This is a genomic window from Mesorhizobium sp. BHbdii (assembly GCF_053848045.1).
Map to the genome: position 1 here is coordinate 108085 of NZ_JBSPKX010000008.1, position 16602 is coordinate 124686.

16 protein-coding genes and 1 pseudogene are annotated in these 16602 nt (G+C 59.8%); 8 read left to right on the top strand and 9 right to left on the bottom strand.

The features are described 5' to 3' along the window. Nucleotides 1-3: 3 nt before the first annotated feature. Nucleotides 4-735: a cytochrome-c oxidase, cbb3-type subunit II gene (ccoO, locus tag ACWTU8_RS28285; RefSeq protein WP_455850718.1), complete on the bottom strand. Its 732-nt coding sequence runs from the start codon at nt 733-735 to the stop codon at nt 4-6. Between the two features lie 10 nt (nt 736-745). Beyond that, nucleotides 746-2356 (bottom strand): cytochrome-c oxidase, cbb3-type subunit I, encoded by a 1611-nt coding sequence (gene ccoN / locus ACWTU8_RS28290; RefSeq protein ID WP_455850719.1) that lies wholly within the window; start codon nt 2354-2356, stop codon nt 746-748. Between the two features lie 83 nt (nt 2357-2439). Here ccoN and ACWTU8_RS28295 point away from each other — a divergent pair, with 83 nt between their 5' ends. Next, nucleotides 2440-3018: a hemerythrin domain-containing protein gene (locus ACWTU8_RS28295; RefSeq protein ID WP_455850720.1), complete on the top strand. Its 579-nt coding sequence runs from the start codon at nt 2440-2442 to the stop codon at nt 3016-3018. On the opposite strand, the gene ACWTU8_RS28300 is transcribed toward ACWTU8_RS28295, so the two are convergent. Beyond that, nucleotides 3015-3761 (bottom strand): Crp/Fnr family transcriptional regulator, encoded by a 747-nt coding sequence (locus ACWTU8_RS28300; protein ID WP_455850721.1) that lies wholly within the window; start codon nt 3759-3761, stop codon nt 3015-3017. The genes ACWTU8_RS28295 and ACWTU8_RS28300 overlap by 4 nt on opposite strands. Nucleotides 3762-3896: 135 nt before the next feature. Between ACWTU8_RS28300 and hemN the strand changes: the two genes are divergently transcribed. Next, nucleotides 3897-5270 (top strand): oxygen-independent coproporphyrinogen III oxidase, encoded by a 1374-nt coding sequence (gene hemN / locus ACWTU8_RS28305; RefSeq protein ID WP_455850722.1) that lies wholly within the window; start codon nt 3897-3899, stop codon nt 5268-5270. A gap of 319 nt (nt 5271-5589) precedes the next feature. Here the strand turns inward: hemN and ubiM are convergent, their stop codons facing one another. Beyond that, entirely contained in the window at nt 5590-6759 is a 1170-nt protein-coding gene (ubiM, locus tag ACWTU8_RS28310; protein WP_455850723.1) for a 5-demethoxyubiquinol-8 5-hydroxylase UbiM, read from the bottom strand. A 195-nt stretch (nt 6760-6954) separates the two neighbouring features. On the opposite strand from ubiM, the gene ACWTU8_RS28315 reads away from it, so the two are divergent. After that, a complete protein-coding gene (locus tag ACWTU8_RS28315) occupies nt 6955-7170 on the top strand; it encodes a hypothetical protein (protein ID WP_027155239.1) in 216 nt (71 codons plus the stop codon). A gap of 355 nt (nt 7171-7525) precedes the next feature. Here ACWTU8_RS28315 and ACWTU8_RS28320 read toward each other — a convergent pair whose 3' ends face one another. After that, a complete protein-coding gene (locus tag ACWTU8_RS28320; RefSeq protein ID WP_455850763.1) occupies nt 7526-8053 on the bottom strand; it encodes a hypothetical protein in 528 nt (175 codons plus the stop codon). A gap of 316 nt (nt 8054-8369) precedes the next feature. Between ACWTU8_RS28320 and ACWTU8_RS28325 the strand changes: the two genes are divergently transcribed. From ACWTU8_RS28325 to queC, 5 genes are all read left to right on the top strand, one after another. After that, entirely contained in the window at nt 8370-9539 is a 1170-nt protein-coding gene (locus ACWTU8_RS28325; protein ID WP_455850724.1) for an MFS transporter, read from the top strand. A 338-nt stretch (nt 9540-9877) separates the two neighbouring features. Beyond that, nucleotides 9878-10819 carry an efflux RND transporter periplasmic adaptor subunit gene (locus ACWTU8_RS28330; protein ID WP_455850725.1) on the top strand — a complete coding sequence of 314 codons (942 nt, stop codon included), beginning with the start codon at nt 9878-9880 and terminating at the stop codon, nt 10817-10819. A gap of 836 nt (nt 10820-11655) precedes the next feature. Beyond that, on the top strand, nt 11656-12291 hold the full coding sequence (gene queE / locus ACWTU8_RS28335) for a 7-carboxy-7-deazaguanine synthase (RefSeq protein ID WP_455850726.1): 636 nt from the start codon (nt 11656-11658) through the stop codon (nt 12289-12291). After that, nucleotides 12288-12641 (top strand): 6-carboxytetrahydropterin synthase QueD, encoded by a 354-nt coding sequence (gene queD / locus ACWTU8_RS28340; RefSeq protein WP_455850727.1) that lies wholly within the window; start codon nt 12288-12290, stop codon nt 12639-12641. Before queE ends, queD begins: the two co-directional genes overlap by 4 nt. A gap of 4 nt (nt 12642-12645) precedes the next feature. After that, nucleotides 12646-13374 carry a 7-cyano-7-deazaguanine synthase QueC gene (gene queC, locus ACWTU8_RS28345; RefSeq protein ID WP_027155425.1) on the top strand — a complete coding sequence of 243 codons (729 nt, stop codon included), beginning with the start codon at nt 12646-12648 and terminating at the stop codon, nt 13372-13374. A gap of 184 nt (nt 13375-13558) precedes the next feature. Here queC and ACWTU8_RS28350 read toward each other — a convergent pair. The 4 genes and pseudogenes from ACWTU8_RS28350 to ACWTU8_RS28365 all read right to left on the bottom strand — a co-directional run. Continuing rightward, nucleotides 13559-13753, bottom strand: a pseudogene (locus ACWTU8_RS28350) (transposase); the annotation flags it as partial. A gap of 221 nt (nt 13754-13974) precedes the next feature. Further along, complete coding sequence (locus ACWTU8_RS28355; protein ID WP_455850728.1) at nt 13975-14298, bottom strand: nitroreductase family protein; 324 nt, start codon at nt 14296-14298, stop codon at nt 13975-13977. Next, nucleotides 14291-14464, bottom strand: coding sequence for an AMP-binding enzyme (locus tag ACWTU8_RS28360; protein ID WP_455850729.1), 174 nt, complete (start codon nt 14462-14464; stop codon nt 14291-14293). The genes ACWTU8_RS28355 and ACWTU8_RS28360 overlap by 8 nt, the downstream gene beginning before the upstream one ends. 229 nt (nt 14465-14693) lie before the next feature. Further along, nucleotides 14694-15812, bottom strand: a complete 1119-nt coding sequence (locus ACWTU8_RS28365; protein WP_455850730.1) for an omptin family outer membrane protease — start codon at nt 15810-15812, stop codon at nt 14694-14696. Nucleotides 15813-16602: the final 790 nt, after the last annotated feature.

Consider the following 16602-nt stretch of genomic DNA (forward strand, 5'->3'; position numbering starts at 1 on the left):
CCCTTAGCGGTAGCCAGCTGCATCGTCGTAGGTCCTGAAATCGACCAGCGTGCCGAGCATCTGCAGATACGCGACCAGCGCGTCCATCTCGGTGACCTGGGCTGGATTGCCGTCGAAATCACCGACCTTGGCTTTGGGATAGCGCTTCTCGAGGGCCGTCGTATCCGCGGCCGGGTCTGCTTGTGCTTTCAGATCGGCGTTGGCACTGGCGATCATGTCTGGCGTGTAGGGAACGCCGACGCGAGCGTTCGCCACGAGATGGGTTGAGAAGTCTTTCACGGCGATTTGTGTGTCCTTGAGGAACCCGTAGCTCGGCATGATCGATTCAGGCACGACCGAGCGCGGGTTTGTCAGGTGCTGTGTATGCCATTCGTTGGAATATCGGTCGCCGACACGCGCCAGATCCGGACCGGTACGTTTTGAACCCCACTGAAATGGATGGTCGTACATCGACTCGGCCGCTAGGCTGTAGTGACCATATCGTTCGACCTCGTCGCGAAACGGCCTGATCATCTGGCTGTGGCAGAGATAACAGCCCTCGCGGACATAGATGTTGCGTCCGGCGAGCTCCAGCGGCGAATAGGGCCGCATGCCTTCGACTTTCTCGATCGTGTTATCGAGATAAAAGAGGGGAGCGATCTCGATGATGCCGCCGATGGTCACCACCAGCAGCGACCCGACGAGGAGGAGCGTGGCGTTTCTCTCGATGAGGGCGTGTTTGGCCATCAAGCCCATGTCTGGCTCCTTATTCGGCAGGTTGGAAAGCGGACACGGAACCCGGCAATGGCTGTTCTTCGCGCTGCCGGCCAAGAATGGTCATGGTGATGTTCCAGGCCATGATCAGCATGCCGGCGAGATACATCGAGCCGCCCGCGGCGCGCATGACGTAGTAAGGATGCATGGCGGCGACGGTCTCGGCGAAGGAATAGACGAGAAAGCCCTGCTCGTCGTATTCGCGCCACATCAACCCCTGCATGACGCCGGAGACCCACATCGCCGCCGCATAGACGACGATGCCGAGAGTCGCCAGCCAGAAGTGCCAGGTGACGAACCGCAGCGAATAGAGACGTTCGCGGTTCCAGAGTTTCGGCACCATGTAGTAGAGCGCGCCGAACGAGATCATGCCGACCCAGCCGAGCGCGCCCGAGTGAACATGGCCGATGGTCCAGTCCGTGTAGTGCGACAGCGAATTGACCGTCCTGATGGACATGACCGGACCTTCGAAGGTCGACATGCCGTAGAAGGCGATCGCGGCAACCATCATGCGAATGATCGGGTCGGTGCGGATCTTGTCCCAAGCGCCTGACAAGGTCATCAGGCCGTTGATCATGCCGCCCCATGAGGGCATCCACAGCATGATCGAGAACGCCATGCCGAGCGTCTGCGCCCAATCGGGCAGGGCGGTGTAATGCAGGTGATGCGGACCGGCCCAGATGTAGAGGAAGATCAACGCCCAGAAGTGGATGATCGACAGCCGATAGGAATAGACCGGCCGGTTCGCCTGCTTGGGCACGAAGTAATACATCATGCCGAGGAAGCCGGCCGTCAGGAAGAAGCCGACCGCATTATGCCCGTACCACCATTGCGTGAGTGCGTCCTGGACACCAGAAAATGCCGAATAGCTCTTCGATCCAAGCAACGACGCAGGCATCGTGAGGTTGTTGATCACGTGCAGCATGGCGATGGTGACGATGAAGGACAGGTAGAACCAGTTGGCGACGTAGATATGCGGTTCCCTGCGCTTCAGGATGGTGCCGAGGAAAAGGATCAGGTACGCGACCCAGACAATCGTAAGCCATATGTCGACATACCATTCCGGCTCGGCATATTCGCGGCTTTCGGTGACGCCCAGCAGATAGCCGGTCGCGGCCATGACGATGAAAAGCTGATAGCCCCAGAAGACGAACCAGGCGAGATTGCCGCCGAACAGCCGGGCGCGGCAGGTTCGTTGCACCACATAGAGCGAGGTGCAAATAAGCGCGTTGCCGCCGAAGGCGAAGACGACGCCGGATGTATGAAGGGGCCGCAATCGACCGAAGTTGAACCAGGGTTGAATGTTGATGTCCGGGTAGGCCAGCTGTAGCGCGATGACCACGCCGACCAGCATGCCCACGACGCCCCAGAACACTGTGGCGATGGCTCCATAACGGATCGGCCCATCCATATAGGCCGAAGGATCAATCGGAGCTGCCGGTTTGAATTCGATGTTGCGCAGCAGAATGGCCGTGAAACTGGCAAGGACAAAGAACAACACCCACATATGTTGCCGGAAAGGTCCGTCCACACCGAAGCCGGCGCCGACCAGGGCCGCGAATGCGCACAAGCTCAAAACGACGATCTCTGTGGCAAATCTCATGACATGTCCCTGACGCCGCATTTGACGCGGACGCGGGTCCGCTCCCAACTAATTCCGTAAACGGCGTGTTGGCGCCTTGATCCATGTCAAGGGCGATGATCGCCAGTCGGACAATTCTGCGTCTTGAATTCACGCGGAGACGCCCAGATGGCCAGCTGCAAATCTTCAATCGTCAAATGCAAAGCCTGGCCGTTTGTCGAAGGCTGCCTTCATGCCAGCCGGCCGTGCAGGATGTCTGTCATTTTCACGATCGCAAGTTGCGGATCTGCGACGAGCTGGAGGCGATAGCCGACGGATTGCCCTCGGTGGATCGGTTGAAGTGCCTGCTGATGGCAAACGAGTTGGTGCCGCTGCTGCGCATGAGCCATGCCCGTGAGGAAGAGCATCTCTTTCCTGCGTTTGCGAGAGACGCAACTGATGGCGAGAGGACGGCTTCGCTACGTCGCTTGCGGGCCGAGCACATCGAGGACGAGTGCGCGGCACAGGATTTGACCGATACCCTGCTGACAATCGGGCATGGAGGTGGCTTCGCCAACCCTGAGGCTCTCGGTTTCATGTTGAGGGCCCTTTTTTGTGCGTCACGGCGACACATCGCATTCGAGCGCGAGCACGTCCTGCCGCTTATCGCACAGCAGAATCGTACGAACCGACCGGAGACCTAAGCGTCAGAACACGCCCAAGCGCCCGAACAGCGTTGCAGCCGGCTCACGCTATCGACCACGACATGACGACTGTTCTTAATCTGGATCACGCCGTCGGCACGAAGCTTTGTCAGCTGACGGCTGATGGTCTCGACCGTCAGGCCGAGAAAGTCGGCGATATCGGCACGGGTGAGCGGCAGATCGAAAGTTGCCGATCCCTTGCTGGTGTCCGTCGCCGGGTCGATATTCCTCGCGATCAGGAAGAGAAAACTCGCTACCTTCTCAGCCGCCGTCTTACGGCCCAGAGTCACCATCCACTCGCGCGCCTCATCCAATTCCATCAGTGTCTGCTTGAGCAGGCGGTGTTCTAGAGCCGGCGCCTCCCTCATCATCCGCTCGATGGCCGCTTTCGGGAACGAGCACAGCGAGACTTCGGTCGCGGCCTCCGCGTTGATCTCGCTTTCCGACTTGAACGGCCGGCCGAGAAAATCGGGCGCGAATTGAAGCCCGACGATCTGCTGGCGTCCGTCCCCAAGAACCTTGGTCAGCTTTACAACGCCCGAGAGCAAGTTCGAATAGGTTTCGATCGGTTCGGCGTCTCCGATCAGCTCGGTTCCGGGCGGAATGCAGTGTCTCGACGATGCCTTGGCCAAGTCGACCAATTGGGCCGGCTCGAGCGCCCCGCACAGCCCGCGGTCCCGTGCATCGCAGGATTGGCAAATCACAGGAATAATATCACTTTGAACGTCTTGTCGGATGGTCATCGTACGGCCCGAAAGGATAATGATGGCAGCAAGATAGCATCGCTGCTGCGTCAGGTGTTGCGTCAGTTTGTCCTGCTCCCGCAACCGTGATCGAAATCAAGGCGGCCGCGCTTTGCACAGGGCAAGTTGCCCCCAATGCATGAAACAGCAACCGACCGCACCCGTCCCGAACTGACCGCCATGCTGCGCGAGAACGTGCCGCGTTACACAAGCTACCCGACCGCGCCACATTTTCATTCTGGTGTCGATGCCGGTCTGCTTCGAGACTGGGTCGATGCCCTCAAAGGCGACGACGAGTTGTCGCTTTATCTGCACATTCCTTATTGCCACACGCTGTGCTGGTTTTGCGCCTGCCATACCAAGCACACGCGGCACTATGCGCCGGTGGCAACCTTCCTGCGCTCTCTGCATAGCGAGATCGAAACTGTCGGGCGTCTCATAAGCGGCAAGAGCCGCGTGCGCGCTGTCCATTTTGGCGGCGGCTCCCCGACCATCCTGAAACCCTACGACATGCTCGCGCTCGGAAAGGCCTTACGGGACCGGTTCGATCTTTGCCCCGATGCCAGCATAAGCGTAGAGATCGAACCCCGCGACATCGACGAAGCCCGTCTGGATGCGCTCGCCGCGATCGGCATGACGAGAGCAAGTCTTGGCGTACAGGATTTCCATCCCAAGGTGCAGAAGGCCATCAATCGCCAGCAGAGTTTCCGGCTGACCAAGAGTGTGGTGGACGGCGTCCGCGCCCGCGGCGTGAAATCGGTTAATCTTGACCTGCTCTACGGACTGCCGCACCAGACGCTTGAAAGCCTCGCCGCGACGGTCGCGCACGCCTTGACGCTGGAGCCCGACAGGATTGCGCTGTTCGGCTATGCTCATGTGCCGTGGTTCAAGAAGCATCAAACGATGATTGACGAGGCTTGGCTGCCCGATTCCGCCGAACGGCTAGCGCAGTCGCAGCTTGCCGCCGGGATCATCGTGCGAGCCGGCTATGAGGCGATCGGGCTTGATCATTTTGCCAGGCCGGACGATTTGCTCGCCATCGCGGCTCGCACGGGCAGCCTGCGCCGCAATTTCCAGGGCTACACCGAGGACAACTGCGAAACCCTGATCGGTCTTGGCCCATCCTCCATCAGCCGCTTCCGGCAGGGCTACGCCCAGAATACCGTCGTGACGGGCGAGTATGAGAAGGCTGTGATCGCCGGCCAATTGGCAACCGCACGCGGCATAGAATTCAGCATCGATGATCTGGCAAGGGGCTGGGTCATCGAGCGCCTGATGTGCAACTTCGCCTTCTCGGCGCTCGACTTGGTGGAGCGTTTCGGTGAGGTTGGCCAAAGGCTCATCTGTCAGGCAAGCCGCGTCACGATCGGCGGCTCGGGCAGGCTGCTACAAATTGACGGCAATAATTTTGTCGTGCCGCAGGAGAGCCGTCCTCTTGTCAGGACTGTGGCGGCGAAATTCGACAAATACCTTGAGACAGGAACAGGCAGGTATTCCGTGGCCGTCTGAGTGGGTGCAGTGGGCACGTCTGGGCCAGAGGTGCTCGCCATCTCGAACACCAGCATGGGCTATGTTGCCAGAGCAAACCTTGCGCAGAACGGGGCAGTTTCGAAGTCGGGCAGAACGCAGGGATGGCTATACGGTTCGGCCCATATCCAAACTTCTGCCTTGATGTTGCGTACCGCCGCCTGTCAGCCATGGATGCGAAATCGGGCGACGCGTTGCTTCTGAGTAGAAGGGGCAAGGGACTTGTCGTGGTGCAAAATCAAAGTCGAATTCGTCGCTCGAGGCGCGGCGGTCAGCCGGCCCCGAGCCTCTAAGATCGAAACTAGCGCCTCAGCACGGCAGAAATCCCACGTCGGACAAATGGCAGATTTTGACCGAGCCGAAGGCCAACATGCCTTGCGACCTGCGCCAGCGGGCGCTCGTCTGTGTAAAGCTTAACCAGCATGTTGGTGGCATGGTAAAGCGGCGCGGCGCTCAGCCTTAGCCGGGCTTCATATCGGCGCAGCAAGGTTGGATCGGCGATATCGGTTCCTTTGCGCCAAGCCGTCAGAATTTCCTTAGCAAGCCGATGCTGACCGCCAAGGCCGATGTTGAAGCCATGCGCTGTGACCGGATGCATGCCGACGGCCGCATCCCCGATGAGCGCGGCGCGCGGCGTCCAGAACCTGTCTGCCCAAGTCGTGACGAGTGAGTAGGCGTGGCGGCTGCTGGCCAGCGACATCTTACCCAACCGTCCACCACAGCGCTTGGTCATCTCTGCGAGAAAAGCAGCATCGTTCATCAGGACAAGCCGGGAAACCTCGTTTGCGGGAAGTGTCACAAGCAGTGACGACACGCCTTTCGCAAGCGGCAGCATCGCGATCGTCTGCTTATCATCAAACCATTCCGTCGCGATGCGGTGGTGGTGCAGCTCATGCCGCACACGGGAGATCAGCATCGAGCAGCCGAGCCGATTGACGTGCGCGGCGATGCCCAGCAGATCGCGCAGGACAGACAGGCGTGAATCCGCCCCCACGAGGAGCTGGGCTTGGAGCTGTCGACCATCTGAGAGGGTCACCGTCGCGCCACCGCGATTGATTTGGGCGGCGACGACGTTGCAGCCAGCGAACACACATGCATGCTCCCGTGTGCGGACAACGCTGAAAAGGGCACTGCGAATCCAATGGTTGGGGACCAGAATCCCCAGTGGCTTCGCGCTTCCCGCTGGCGCATCGAAGCTCAGCGCGAAAGGATTCGATCCGTTGAGCACCCGCGCACCAAGCAGGGGCGATTTCTCCGAATAGGGAATGGCATCCCATGCGCCGAGCTCTCGTAGAATTTTGACTGAAGCTTGAGTGAGTGCAATCTCGCGTCCGTCGAAGCCGGGCTGCGCCAGATCTGCCATCGACCGGCGTTCGATCAACGCGACCTTGAGGTCACTTGCGGCAAGCGACGCGGCAAACGCCAGTCCAACCGGGCCGGCCCCGACGACAATGATGTCAAAGCTGGTCATCTTGCGCTAACGCCGTCGCGGTGCAGGCCAAGGCGAAAAAATGTGAAACCAGCAGAGTTGCCCGACAGTGTTTCGGATGACACGGTTCGACATTTTACCTCTCAAGTATAAGAAATTTCTGCGAAGTTGATCCAGGTCAATGCCGCCCCGCGCGTTCACACGATTCTTGTAAAAAGCGATATTAGTAGGTGATACATGACCGAAACCGTCTCGAAGCTTGTCCGGGAGTGCAATACAGCGCGGGTCAAAGGTGTGGATTTTCCAACGATCTGGCAGACAACGCTGAAACAACATCCCTATGTCGCAGGCCAGCCGCTGCAACATCGGAACGAAGCTGGCCCTGCGCTCATGATCCCGTTGATCACTGGCCGTCATCTCATATTTGACGCTTCAGGTTTTCGGCTCGGCTAAAAGGCAGCGTGATAGCGACTCGCCGCCCGGTTCCGACCAGGGATAGCCACGGGTTGCATGCTTGATGAGATTGCGAAGCAGCACAAGCCCATCATTGTCATGTAAAGTCCAACCACCAGAAATTGAGATTTCAGGCCAGGCCGAGCCGAGAACGGTGAGTTCCGAGAACCGGAGCGGAGTGTACTTTTGGTACGTGAGCCCGCGCATGATTCCGACATCGAATTTGATTTCGGAAAGGTCATGCGCAAAATCAGATTTCTACAGCGTCCTTTGCGCGCCCAAAAGGCGCGCGGCGTTGTAATAAGCGCAGGAAGTCGCCGTTCGCAGGCCGGCATCACCTGAATATCAGCACACCCTAGTTGACCTCGAAGCCCAGCTTCTGCCGCAGCCGCAGTACCCGCTGGTCGGATATCTTCACGGGTTGCTCACCAGCCTGCGCCGCGCGGTTCACCATCTGCAGCAAATCGTTTCGCTCAGTCAGATCCAGACGTTCGCGCAGGAACGGCGCCAGCTTGTCGATGACGATCGTGGCATCGTCGATCTGTGACGCCGCCCATTTGGCGTAGATCACGGCCTCATCGGTCTTCTTGTCGTCCGCAATCTCCGAAATCACCGACCGAATCGAGGCTTCGCGCTGCGGCAGGACAGGGCCGTCCTCGGAAACGATGGCGGTAATCAGCGTCGCGGCCGCCACGACCGGATCGTCGATCGCCGTCAGCGGTGAGAGCGCCGCCTGCTTGCGCAGTCTCTTGCGGCGAATATTCCCTTGCACACGCCCGACGACGTCCGCGACCTCGCGCGCCGCATCGTTCATGGCCTTCATCCGATACCACCAGAACGCCGCCGCTCCCAACAGCCCAATTGCAGAAATCAGTATATGCATGCCCGTGATCCCCAAAGGTTTCCGCCGTCAAATGCTCCTTGAAGCCGGGTGACGCCTTGATCTGGGTCAAGCACCACCGAAGATTGATCGAAAACGTGTCTGAATCGGCCGATTTGCCAAGGTTGGCGTCGGCATCTCAGCCGGAAAGCCCTTCTCTCGCGGTATGGACCAGCGTGGCATTCGGTCCGATGTCCGACGATGTCGGACATGCGACGTAGCTGTATCAACGGCATCGTCTTGTTTCAGCACGACCTCTCGTTCGGAACGATGCATGCATGGCTGTCCGTGAATCTCCCCGAGCGAGTCTGGACGCCCCATGCCTTTGCCGATCCTTGCGCTTGCCATTGCGTCCTTCTGCATCGGCACCACCGAATTCGTCATCATGGGCCTGCTGCCGGAGGTCGCCGCCGATCTCGGCGTGTCCATCCCTTCGGCGGGCAGGCTGGTCACCGGCTATGCGCTGGGGGTGGTCATCGGCGCGCCAATGGTCGCCATGGCCACCGCGCATCTGCCGCGCAAGCCAGTCCTGGTCGGGCTCGCCGCCCTGTTCGTCGTCGGCAATCTGTTTTGCGCCATCGCGCCCCACTATTGGACGCTAATGGCGGCGCGCGTCTTTACCGCTTTCGGCCACGGCGCCTTCTTCGGCATCGGTTCGGTCGTTGCCGCGAGCCTTGTGCCGCGCAACAAGCGGGCGAGCGCCATAGCGCTGATGTTCGCCGGCCTGACGATCGCCAACATCCTTGGCGTGCCCGCCGGCACGGCGCTTGGCGAAGCCTTCGGCTGGCGCGCCACCTTCCTTGCGGTGGTCGGCATCGGGTTGATCTCGGTCGCGGCGATCGCCTGGCTGGTACCGTCCGACGTCGCCGAGCCCAGCGGCGGCGGACTGCGCGGCGAGCTGCGCGTGCTCGGGAAGCTGCAAGTGTGGCTGGCCATGCTGATCGCGGCACTCGCCTCGGCCAGCCTGATTGCCGTCTTCACCTATATCAAGCCCTACCTCACCGACGTATCCGGCCTGTCCACGGCGGCAGTCACCTGGGTGCTGCTGCTGTTCGGCGCCGGCATGACCATCGGCAACATCATTGGCGGCCGGCTGGCCGACTGGAAGCTGATGCCGACGGTCATCAGCACGCTGCTGTTGCTGGCGCTGCTGTTCGTTGCCTTCGCCGAGTTCGGCGCCATCGCCACGGTGGCGGTGGGCATCGTCTTCCTGTGGGGCCTGCTTGCCTTCGTCGTGGTGCCGCCGCTTCAGATCCGCGTCGTGGAAGCCGCTTCCGAGGGGCCGAACCTCGCCGCCACGTTGAACCAGGGCGCCTTCAACGTCGGCAATGCCAGCGGCGCCTGGATCGGCAGCGTGGCTCTTTCCTGGGGCGTTTCCTATGCCAACCTGCCGCTGGTCGGCGCGGTGCTCGCTTTGCTGGCGGCGACCGTCGCGGTGCTGCTGCAGTTTCTCGATCGTCGGACTGTCCTGCAAACGCGGATGGCGTAGGCAGCATCTCGGCATCACACACATTCCGCGGGATCAGCCTGTGTCCCACCCTTGAGCAGCAGGAGCCGGAGGGTCGGATCAGAAGGATAAGAGAGATTGGTCGCTACGGCCGAAAAAGATGTGAGGGCGGCGCTGAAATGACCACGATCCACAAGGGATGGGAGTTCGAGGAATTGGGAATAAAGCAACCGACCGACTGCCGGCCCGGTCCGGCTCCTATCCACCAAAACCAAGCTCTCCTCGAAATTCTAGCAACAAAAAATCAGTGACTGGTATGAGATCATGAGACTATGTGTTTTCCTCCTTGGGCTTTCCGTGTGTGCCGTTGGGGCAGCTGTTTGGCTCGCTTCAGCGCCAAGCAGGCAATCGTCCAATTCGGCACCGGCCGCTACTGTGCTACTGTAAAGCGGGGCTCGCTGGCGGAGACCATAACTGCAATCGGGGTTCTGGAACCCTCACCGCTTGTGCAAATCGGTACGCGAGTCTCGGGCCAATTGACGGCGTTTCACGTCAGCTTGGGGGACAGCGTTCACGCAGGTGATCTTATTGCGGAAATGGATTTTTTCGAGCAGCAGAACCGATTGCACGTGGCGAGGGCTTTGCTTTCCCAGAAACAGGCAGCCCAACGCTCGAGGCAGTTCGAGCTCGACCGGGCCAAGCGTGCCCTGAGGCGTCAGCGCCAACTCTCTGCGAGCCAAGTCATTTCGAGCGCTGCTCTTCAGGATGCCGAAGTCGCCGCCGGGATTGCCAGCGCCAAGCTCGATGAATCGACAGCGCAGGTCGAAGAAGCGGCTGCCGGGGTCGAAAAGGCCCAAAAGGATCTCGGCTATACACAGATCACAGCCCCGATAGACGGACGGGTGATCGCTCTCGAGGCCAAACGGGGACAGACGCAGACCTCGCGGGTGATTGCTGTCGTCGCGCAGACCGACGTGATGAGGGCGCGAGTGCAAATTTCCGAAGCAGATGTCGAACGCGTCAAGGTCGGGCAGCCGGTGCATTTCACCACAGCAGGAGACAGAAAGACGAACCGAGCTAGCCTGGTGATGGAAGTGGAGCCGGCCCCATCCACTCTTCTGACGAACCAGGCACCTCCTGGCGGCGGCTGCTCGGGGGAGCCGCAGGCGGTCTGTTACAATGTTTTTTTTGAGGCACCCAACAAGGACGGGAAGCTTCTGCCGATGATGACCGCTGAGGTGACGATTACGGTGAGCGTGGTTGATGACGTGTTGCTTGCCCCGAGGGGTGCGCTCGTCGGGCCAGATCCGCAGGGTTTGTAGAGCGCGAGGGTCGAGACAGGGGACGGCGCGACCGAGCCACGCCGCGTGCGTGTGGGGCTGGTGAACCAAATGGACGCAGAGATCGTTGCTGGCCTTGCGGAGGGCGAAAAGATCGTTCTGCGAAAGGACAGCGGCATCACCGACACGGACTGACCGGTCCATCGCAACGTCGAAAGACAAGCGCAGCGCTGGCGGGGCGCGGACCCCGTACTGGCACCTGAGCTCGCGCGCGTCTGTGCCACATCTCTGATGGACTGCTCGAGGCCAGCTACCGCCTGCTGAGGCAGCCAAGTGCGGACACAAGGGTGGGTGTGCCTTGTGTCGGCCCTGACATTTCCCCCGCTTGACCGAACTTCCAACCCCGATGCGGTGGCGAGGAAGGGCTGGCTCCAAACCTGAGTGTAAGCCGATCCGTGTCGTCCGTTTCACCGAAATCTGCTCAACGACAGAGTGCAATCGATGATTGGCATCGCCCCGTGTCAAGAAAAGGGGTCTGCCAGCCGCAATCCGGCAGCTCTACGATATGCGCGGCGAGAGATCCAAGCGGCCTAAAATTGAGAAGCTCTCATGCAGGATTGTGTGTTGCCTTTTGCCAGAGAACCCTGTCGCTAAGAGTATGCGATTCAGGTGCTACATATGATGACAGGCTACCGGGAGCGAGAAGCCTCCGCTCGGCTACCGCCCTCTGACGTTAACTTCGTGTCCGGGGTGAGTGGGTCTTCGGGAATGGGCATCGAAGCGGGAGCGCTGTCCAGAACGTGCCTTCCCGACATACGCCAATTCTCGCCCATGGTGTGGGAGGGAGCGGCACCCGCTCAATCGAAGGTAGCCTAGCCATGTCATACGCCGTCAAGGAGATCTTTTACACGCTACAAGGTGAGGGGCGTAATGCGGGGCGGGCCGCCGTATTTTGTCGCTTCGCGGGATGTAACCTTTGGTCGGGCCGTGAAGCCGACCGCGCTACGGCAATCTGCAGATTCTGCGATACCGATTTCGTTGGTACGAGGGGCTCTGGGGGCGGACGCTTTGCGACCGCACAGGGGCTTGCATCTGCCGTTGAACGGGCCTGGCGCGGGTCTGGGCTAAGGAAGCGCCTTGTCGTTCTTACCGGAGGGGAACCCCTTCTGCAGGTTGATGAAGAGCTGATAGAGGCACTGCACGCCGCAGGTTTTGAAATTGCTGCGGAGACCAACGGCACCATCCTTCCGCCGGCTGGCATCGACTGGCTGTGTGTCAGTCCGAAAGCCGGTGCTCCACTCGTGGTCAGGGCGGGGGACGAACTCAAGCTTATTTATCCTCAGCTTAATGCCGAGCCGGAGTGCTTCGAAGGCCTGGCGTTCGACCACCTGCTGCTCCAACCGATGGATGGACCTGAACGCGACGCGAATACCGCGGCCGCGGTCGCCTATTGCCTTGCTAATCCACGCTGGCGGCTCACCCTTCAAACCCACAAGTTCTTGGGAATTCCATGAAAATCACGCAAGCTTTCACCTTTGAGGCAGCTCACCGCCTTCCCCGAGTGCCCGAATCCCATCGTTGCCATCGAATGCATGGCCACTCATACCGTGTGGATCTTCGTCTCGCAGGCTCAGTTGATCCGGACACGGGTTTTGTCGTGGACTTCTTCGATGTCGAGGCTGCTTTCGCCCCCCTTTTGCAGCGCCTTGACCATCACTGCCTAAATGAGGTCGAGGGTCTAACAAATCCGACCGCCGAAAATATCGCGATCTGGATCTGGGACCGAATAAAACCCATCCTGCCGCAAATTGCGGCGGTAATAGTTTGGGAAACGCCGCAATCCTGGGCCGAATATGAGGGGTGAGACGATGCAACAAAATTCCGAGACTGCGCTCGTTCTCTTCTCCGGCGGCCAAGATTCAACCACCTGTTTGGCTTGGGCGCTCGAGACATTCGCGCGCGTCGAGACGATCGGCTTCGATTACAGGCAGCGTCATCGGGTCGAATTAGACGTCCGGCCCCGCGTGCTCGATCAACTACGGAGGGACTTTGCGGGTTGGAGTGCTCGACTGGGCGAGGATCACCTCGTCGATATAGCGGTGCTTGGAGATCTGAGCGAAACTGCGCTCATCCACAGTGTCGAAATCGCGATGCAGGAGAATGGGCTCCCGAATACCTTCGTGCCTGGCCGCAACCTTCTCTTCTTGACGTTCGCGGCCGCTGTCGCTTATCGCAGAGGCGTGAGGCATTTGGTAGCTGGAGTCTGTGAGACGGATTACTCGGGCTACCCCGATTCCCGAGACGACACGATCAAAGCGATGCAACTCGCTCTGAACCTTGGAATGGAGACGCGCTTTGTGATCCACACTCCGTTGATGTGGATCGATAAAGCGGAGACTTGGGAGCTGGCGGAGCGGCTAGGAAACGAGGCGCTGGTCAAGCTCATCTGTGAGGAAACCCACACCTGCTACAATGGCGACCGCGAGCACGTTCACGCCTGGGGTTTCGGGTGCGGGACCTGTCCAGCATGCGAACTGCGTGCCCAAGGTTGGGAACGCTTCCTCTCCTCCAGGTCGAACCCAAACCCGCGCCCATAAGGCAATTTGGCTTCGGCGCGTTGATGGATATTTCCTTCTCGTTCCATTGAACAGCAAAAACTCAACACTGGACTTTGGAAGCCGTTGTCCCCGGTATATATTGTGGCGCCTGCGATTTGGCAAAGGCGCATACTTTTACAGCCGACTCGCTCCTCTTTAGCTAAGCTCTTCTGTGGTCCGATCGCTTGGTGACCGCAGCCTTGATGCCCTCATGGGCGTCGGAGACGACAAGCTTGACGCCACGCAGTCCGCGACGCGTCAGCTTGCGCAGGAACTCCGTCCAGATCGCTTCGGATTCCGAGGTGCCGATCTCCATGCCGAGCACCTCGCGCCGGCCGTCACTGTTGACGCCAACGGCAATGATGACAGCGACCGAGACATAGTTCTACTCCCGAGCCGGATGAGGGAGCCTGACGGCCCGCTCGCGGGCGGGGAGATGAGAGGACGACCGCTCTCGCAGCAAACCGCTCGGTGACAAGGGCCTGGCCGGGCGTTGGAAGGCGGCGGGCTTTAGGCTGGTGGAGGAGCTTCGGTCACTTGAGCGCGCATCCACTTGGGCGGCGGTCGCCATGACGTTTGCAGGGTTGATTGTATTCACGGTTAGATCCCTTTGGGGGCGAAATCGATGTCAGTGCTCACCTTCCTGATCGTCGCCCAATAGACGGTTCGACACAGTCGGTCGCGAGCAGTTCCCGTCACCACGTACACTTTCCAGGGCTGCATGTTTGTCCCGGAAGGCGCGCGTGCAGCTTCCGCAAGAATAGCTGACACAGTCTCCGAAGGAACTGGCGTCGCAAGAAATCTGCGCACTGACCGACGCCCAACGACGGCTTCTCTCACACCAAGCGTCGGGACTGCATTTCGCATCCCTCTGGCACGGCCCCCCTCGCGATGTTCGCACCGCTGAGAATCGTCATCATCCATCGGCGCGGTCCTTCAATGCAGCGAGTTTCTTACGTCGACTCTGTCTCAGAACGAAGCGCTGAACCTTGCCGATCGCCGTCTTTGGAAGCGATTCGACGAAATGAACATTGCGCGGATGGGCGTGCGCCGCATACCGGGACTTCAGCCAGTGCTGAAGATCACGCACCGTATGGATTGAGGACCTCGCATCGAGCTAAGCGCAACAAGTGCTTCGAGAAGGTCGCCGCGAACGTCGTCGGGAACTCCAATCATGGCACATTCGCTCACCGCGGGCGGACGGCGAGAGCAATTCGACTCGCTACGGACCAATTAGGTCGCCGGCAATGATGACGACTTGGTCATCCCGCGATGAAAGCGAAAATGGCCATCGTGTCCTTCCCACCAACATGACCTCTTCAAAACTTGAACTTGAAGCCGACCGATGTGGTGACGGCGTAGAAGTCCATGCCAGCTGAGCCCTTGTCGAGGTGAGCACCTTTGGCGTCGAACCTAGTCGTGTCGCCTCTCTCTTGGAGGTAGCGATCAAAGTCGGCGGCGAGGAAGATGCTGACGCTCTCAGCCACTTGATAATTGGCCTTGGCGCCGAGCGAGATGAAGTCGATCGAGCTGAAGCGATCTTCGAATAGACCTTCTCCCCAATGGTAGTCGTCAGCCTCGGGATGGACCATCCGGCCGCCACGAAGCAACCCCGATAGGGTCCAGTCGCTGAGCTTCGTGGTTATCTCCGCGCCAAGGAATACGCCCGGAAAACGCTGCTCGTAGCTGATGACGGGCTGGCCGGGCGGCCAGGACACGGGCGAGTTACGGAAGCCACCATAGCTTTGGAGTCCCCCACCGCCATATGCAGTCCACTTGATGTTGGTATATTTGAAGCCGCCATGCAGATTGAGGATCGTAGCATTGTCGATCGGGAAGTCGTGGCCGACTGCGATGTCGATGTTGATGTAGCCGTCGAGCCTGGTGTCGGGATGCACCGATCGATCCCACCAATGGTCCCAAGTAAAGTCCACGTTATCCGGAGTCTCCTCAATATTCTTTGTATCAACCCCCCAATCGTAATCCTCCATGTGGCCGTTGCCCGATAAAGCAACCACAGCGTTGGCCGACATCGTCCAACGGTCCTCGATCTCAGCCTTGAAGCCGGTGGTCAGAACCGGCGCCTGCGTTTCCCAGATCAGTTGGCTGATATGATGGCCTGCCTCGTCCAAGACGAGCTCGTTGGCTTTGAGCCAAGTATACCCGACACCACCGAGAAATATGATGCCGTCGTCAGGCGCAGCGTAGATTGTCTGATCAGCAGCCAGGGCATTTGTCGAGGACGTGCAGAAAGCAACAAGGGCGATCAAGATTGCGCGGCTGTTTTCTGCGAGCTGTGCAGTGCATGTGCGATAGAAGCGGCGGCCAACTGCGCCGAGCAGGGACTGGGAAGCGGTGTATGACATCGTGAAGGCAAGCACGGCTTTTTGCGTTATGCGCATTTTTTTCTCGTTGGCATCGCGTGTGTGGGGTGTCACTGGGCTTCCTCGTTGCTAAGATGAATGGGATTGGACGCTGTGAGCAGAGCTATGCCCCTCGCGACAAGGTCACAAAAGCTTGCTTCCGTTGCCACAGGCGAATGCCGCGATCGGCATGCTGCTCGCGGCAACACTATGCTTCAGTGGCCTGACCTGTTGATGCTCTCCCCTCCCGGGGCGTAACCCAGGCGCGTGCGTACAGGCCCACCCGATCATAGATCGTGCCAACGTAAGCTTCCTTTGAAAACAACGGGATGACCGTCAGAGGCGGTGTCTGACAGCTGACATTGTCGGATATCGGACAGGGGCATCAAGGAGGCGGTCTCCCGCGGCCAGGGGCCCCCTTTCGGACACAGCTGGCATGAGACCTTAGCTGCCTTCTCGACTTTTGACGACGAAGTCGACGCGTGGTCGAGCTTTCCCGCAACCCTCCGCTCGGGAGAAGGCGCGCACATTCCGGATTTCCTAGTCAGGCGCGAACGCCGGCACACGTTTGTCGACGCGGGATCGGGGGTCGGGACACCCTCGGCTCGAAAACGCCGCCAGCGAGCGCAGTTGCGAATACGAGGTAGCGTATGGGCGTTTCGACAGCGATCTCCTGCCCGAGTGAGCGGCGCCGATCATTGCCGAACTCGGGCTGCCGATGGCCGCCGACGCTGGCGGATCACACCGCGTTACGGCAACATTGATGGAGAATTTTTGTTGCGATAGCACGCCCATCAGCGCGCTGATGACCGTGGCCGAAGCGGAAAGGAGAGGTGGCGCCGCAGGTCGGCGGGCTGGGGCTGGG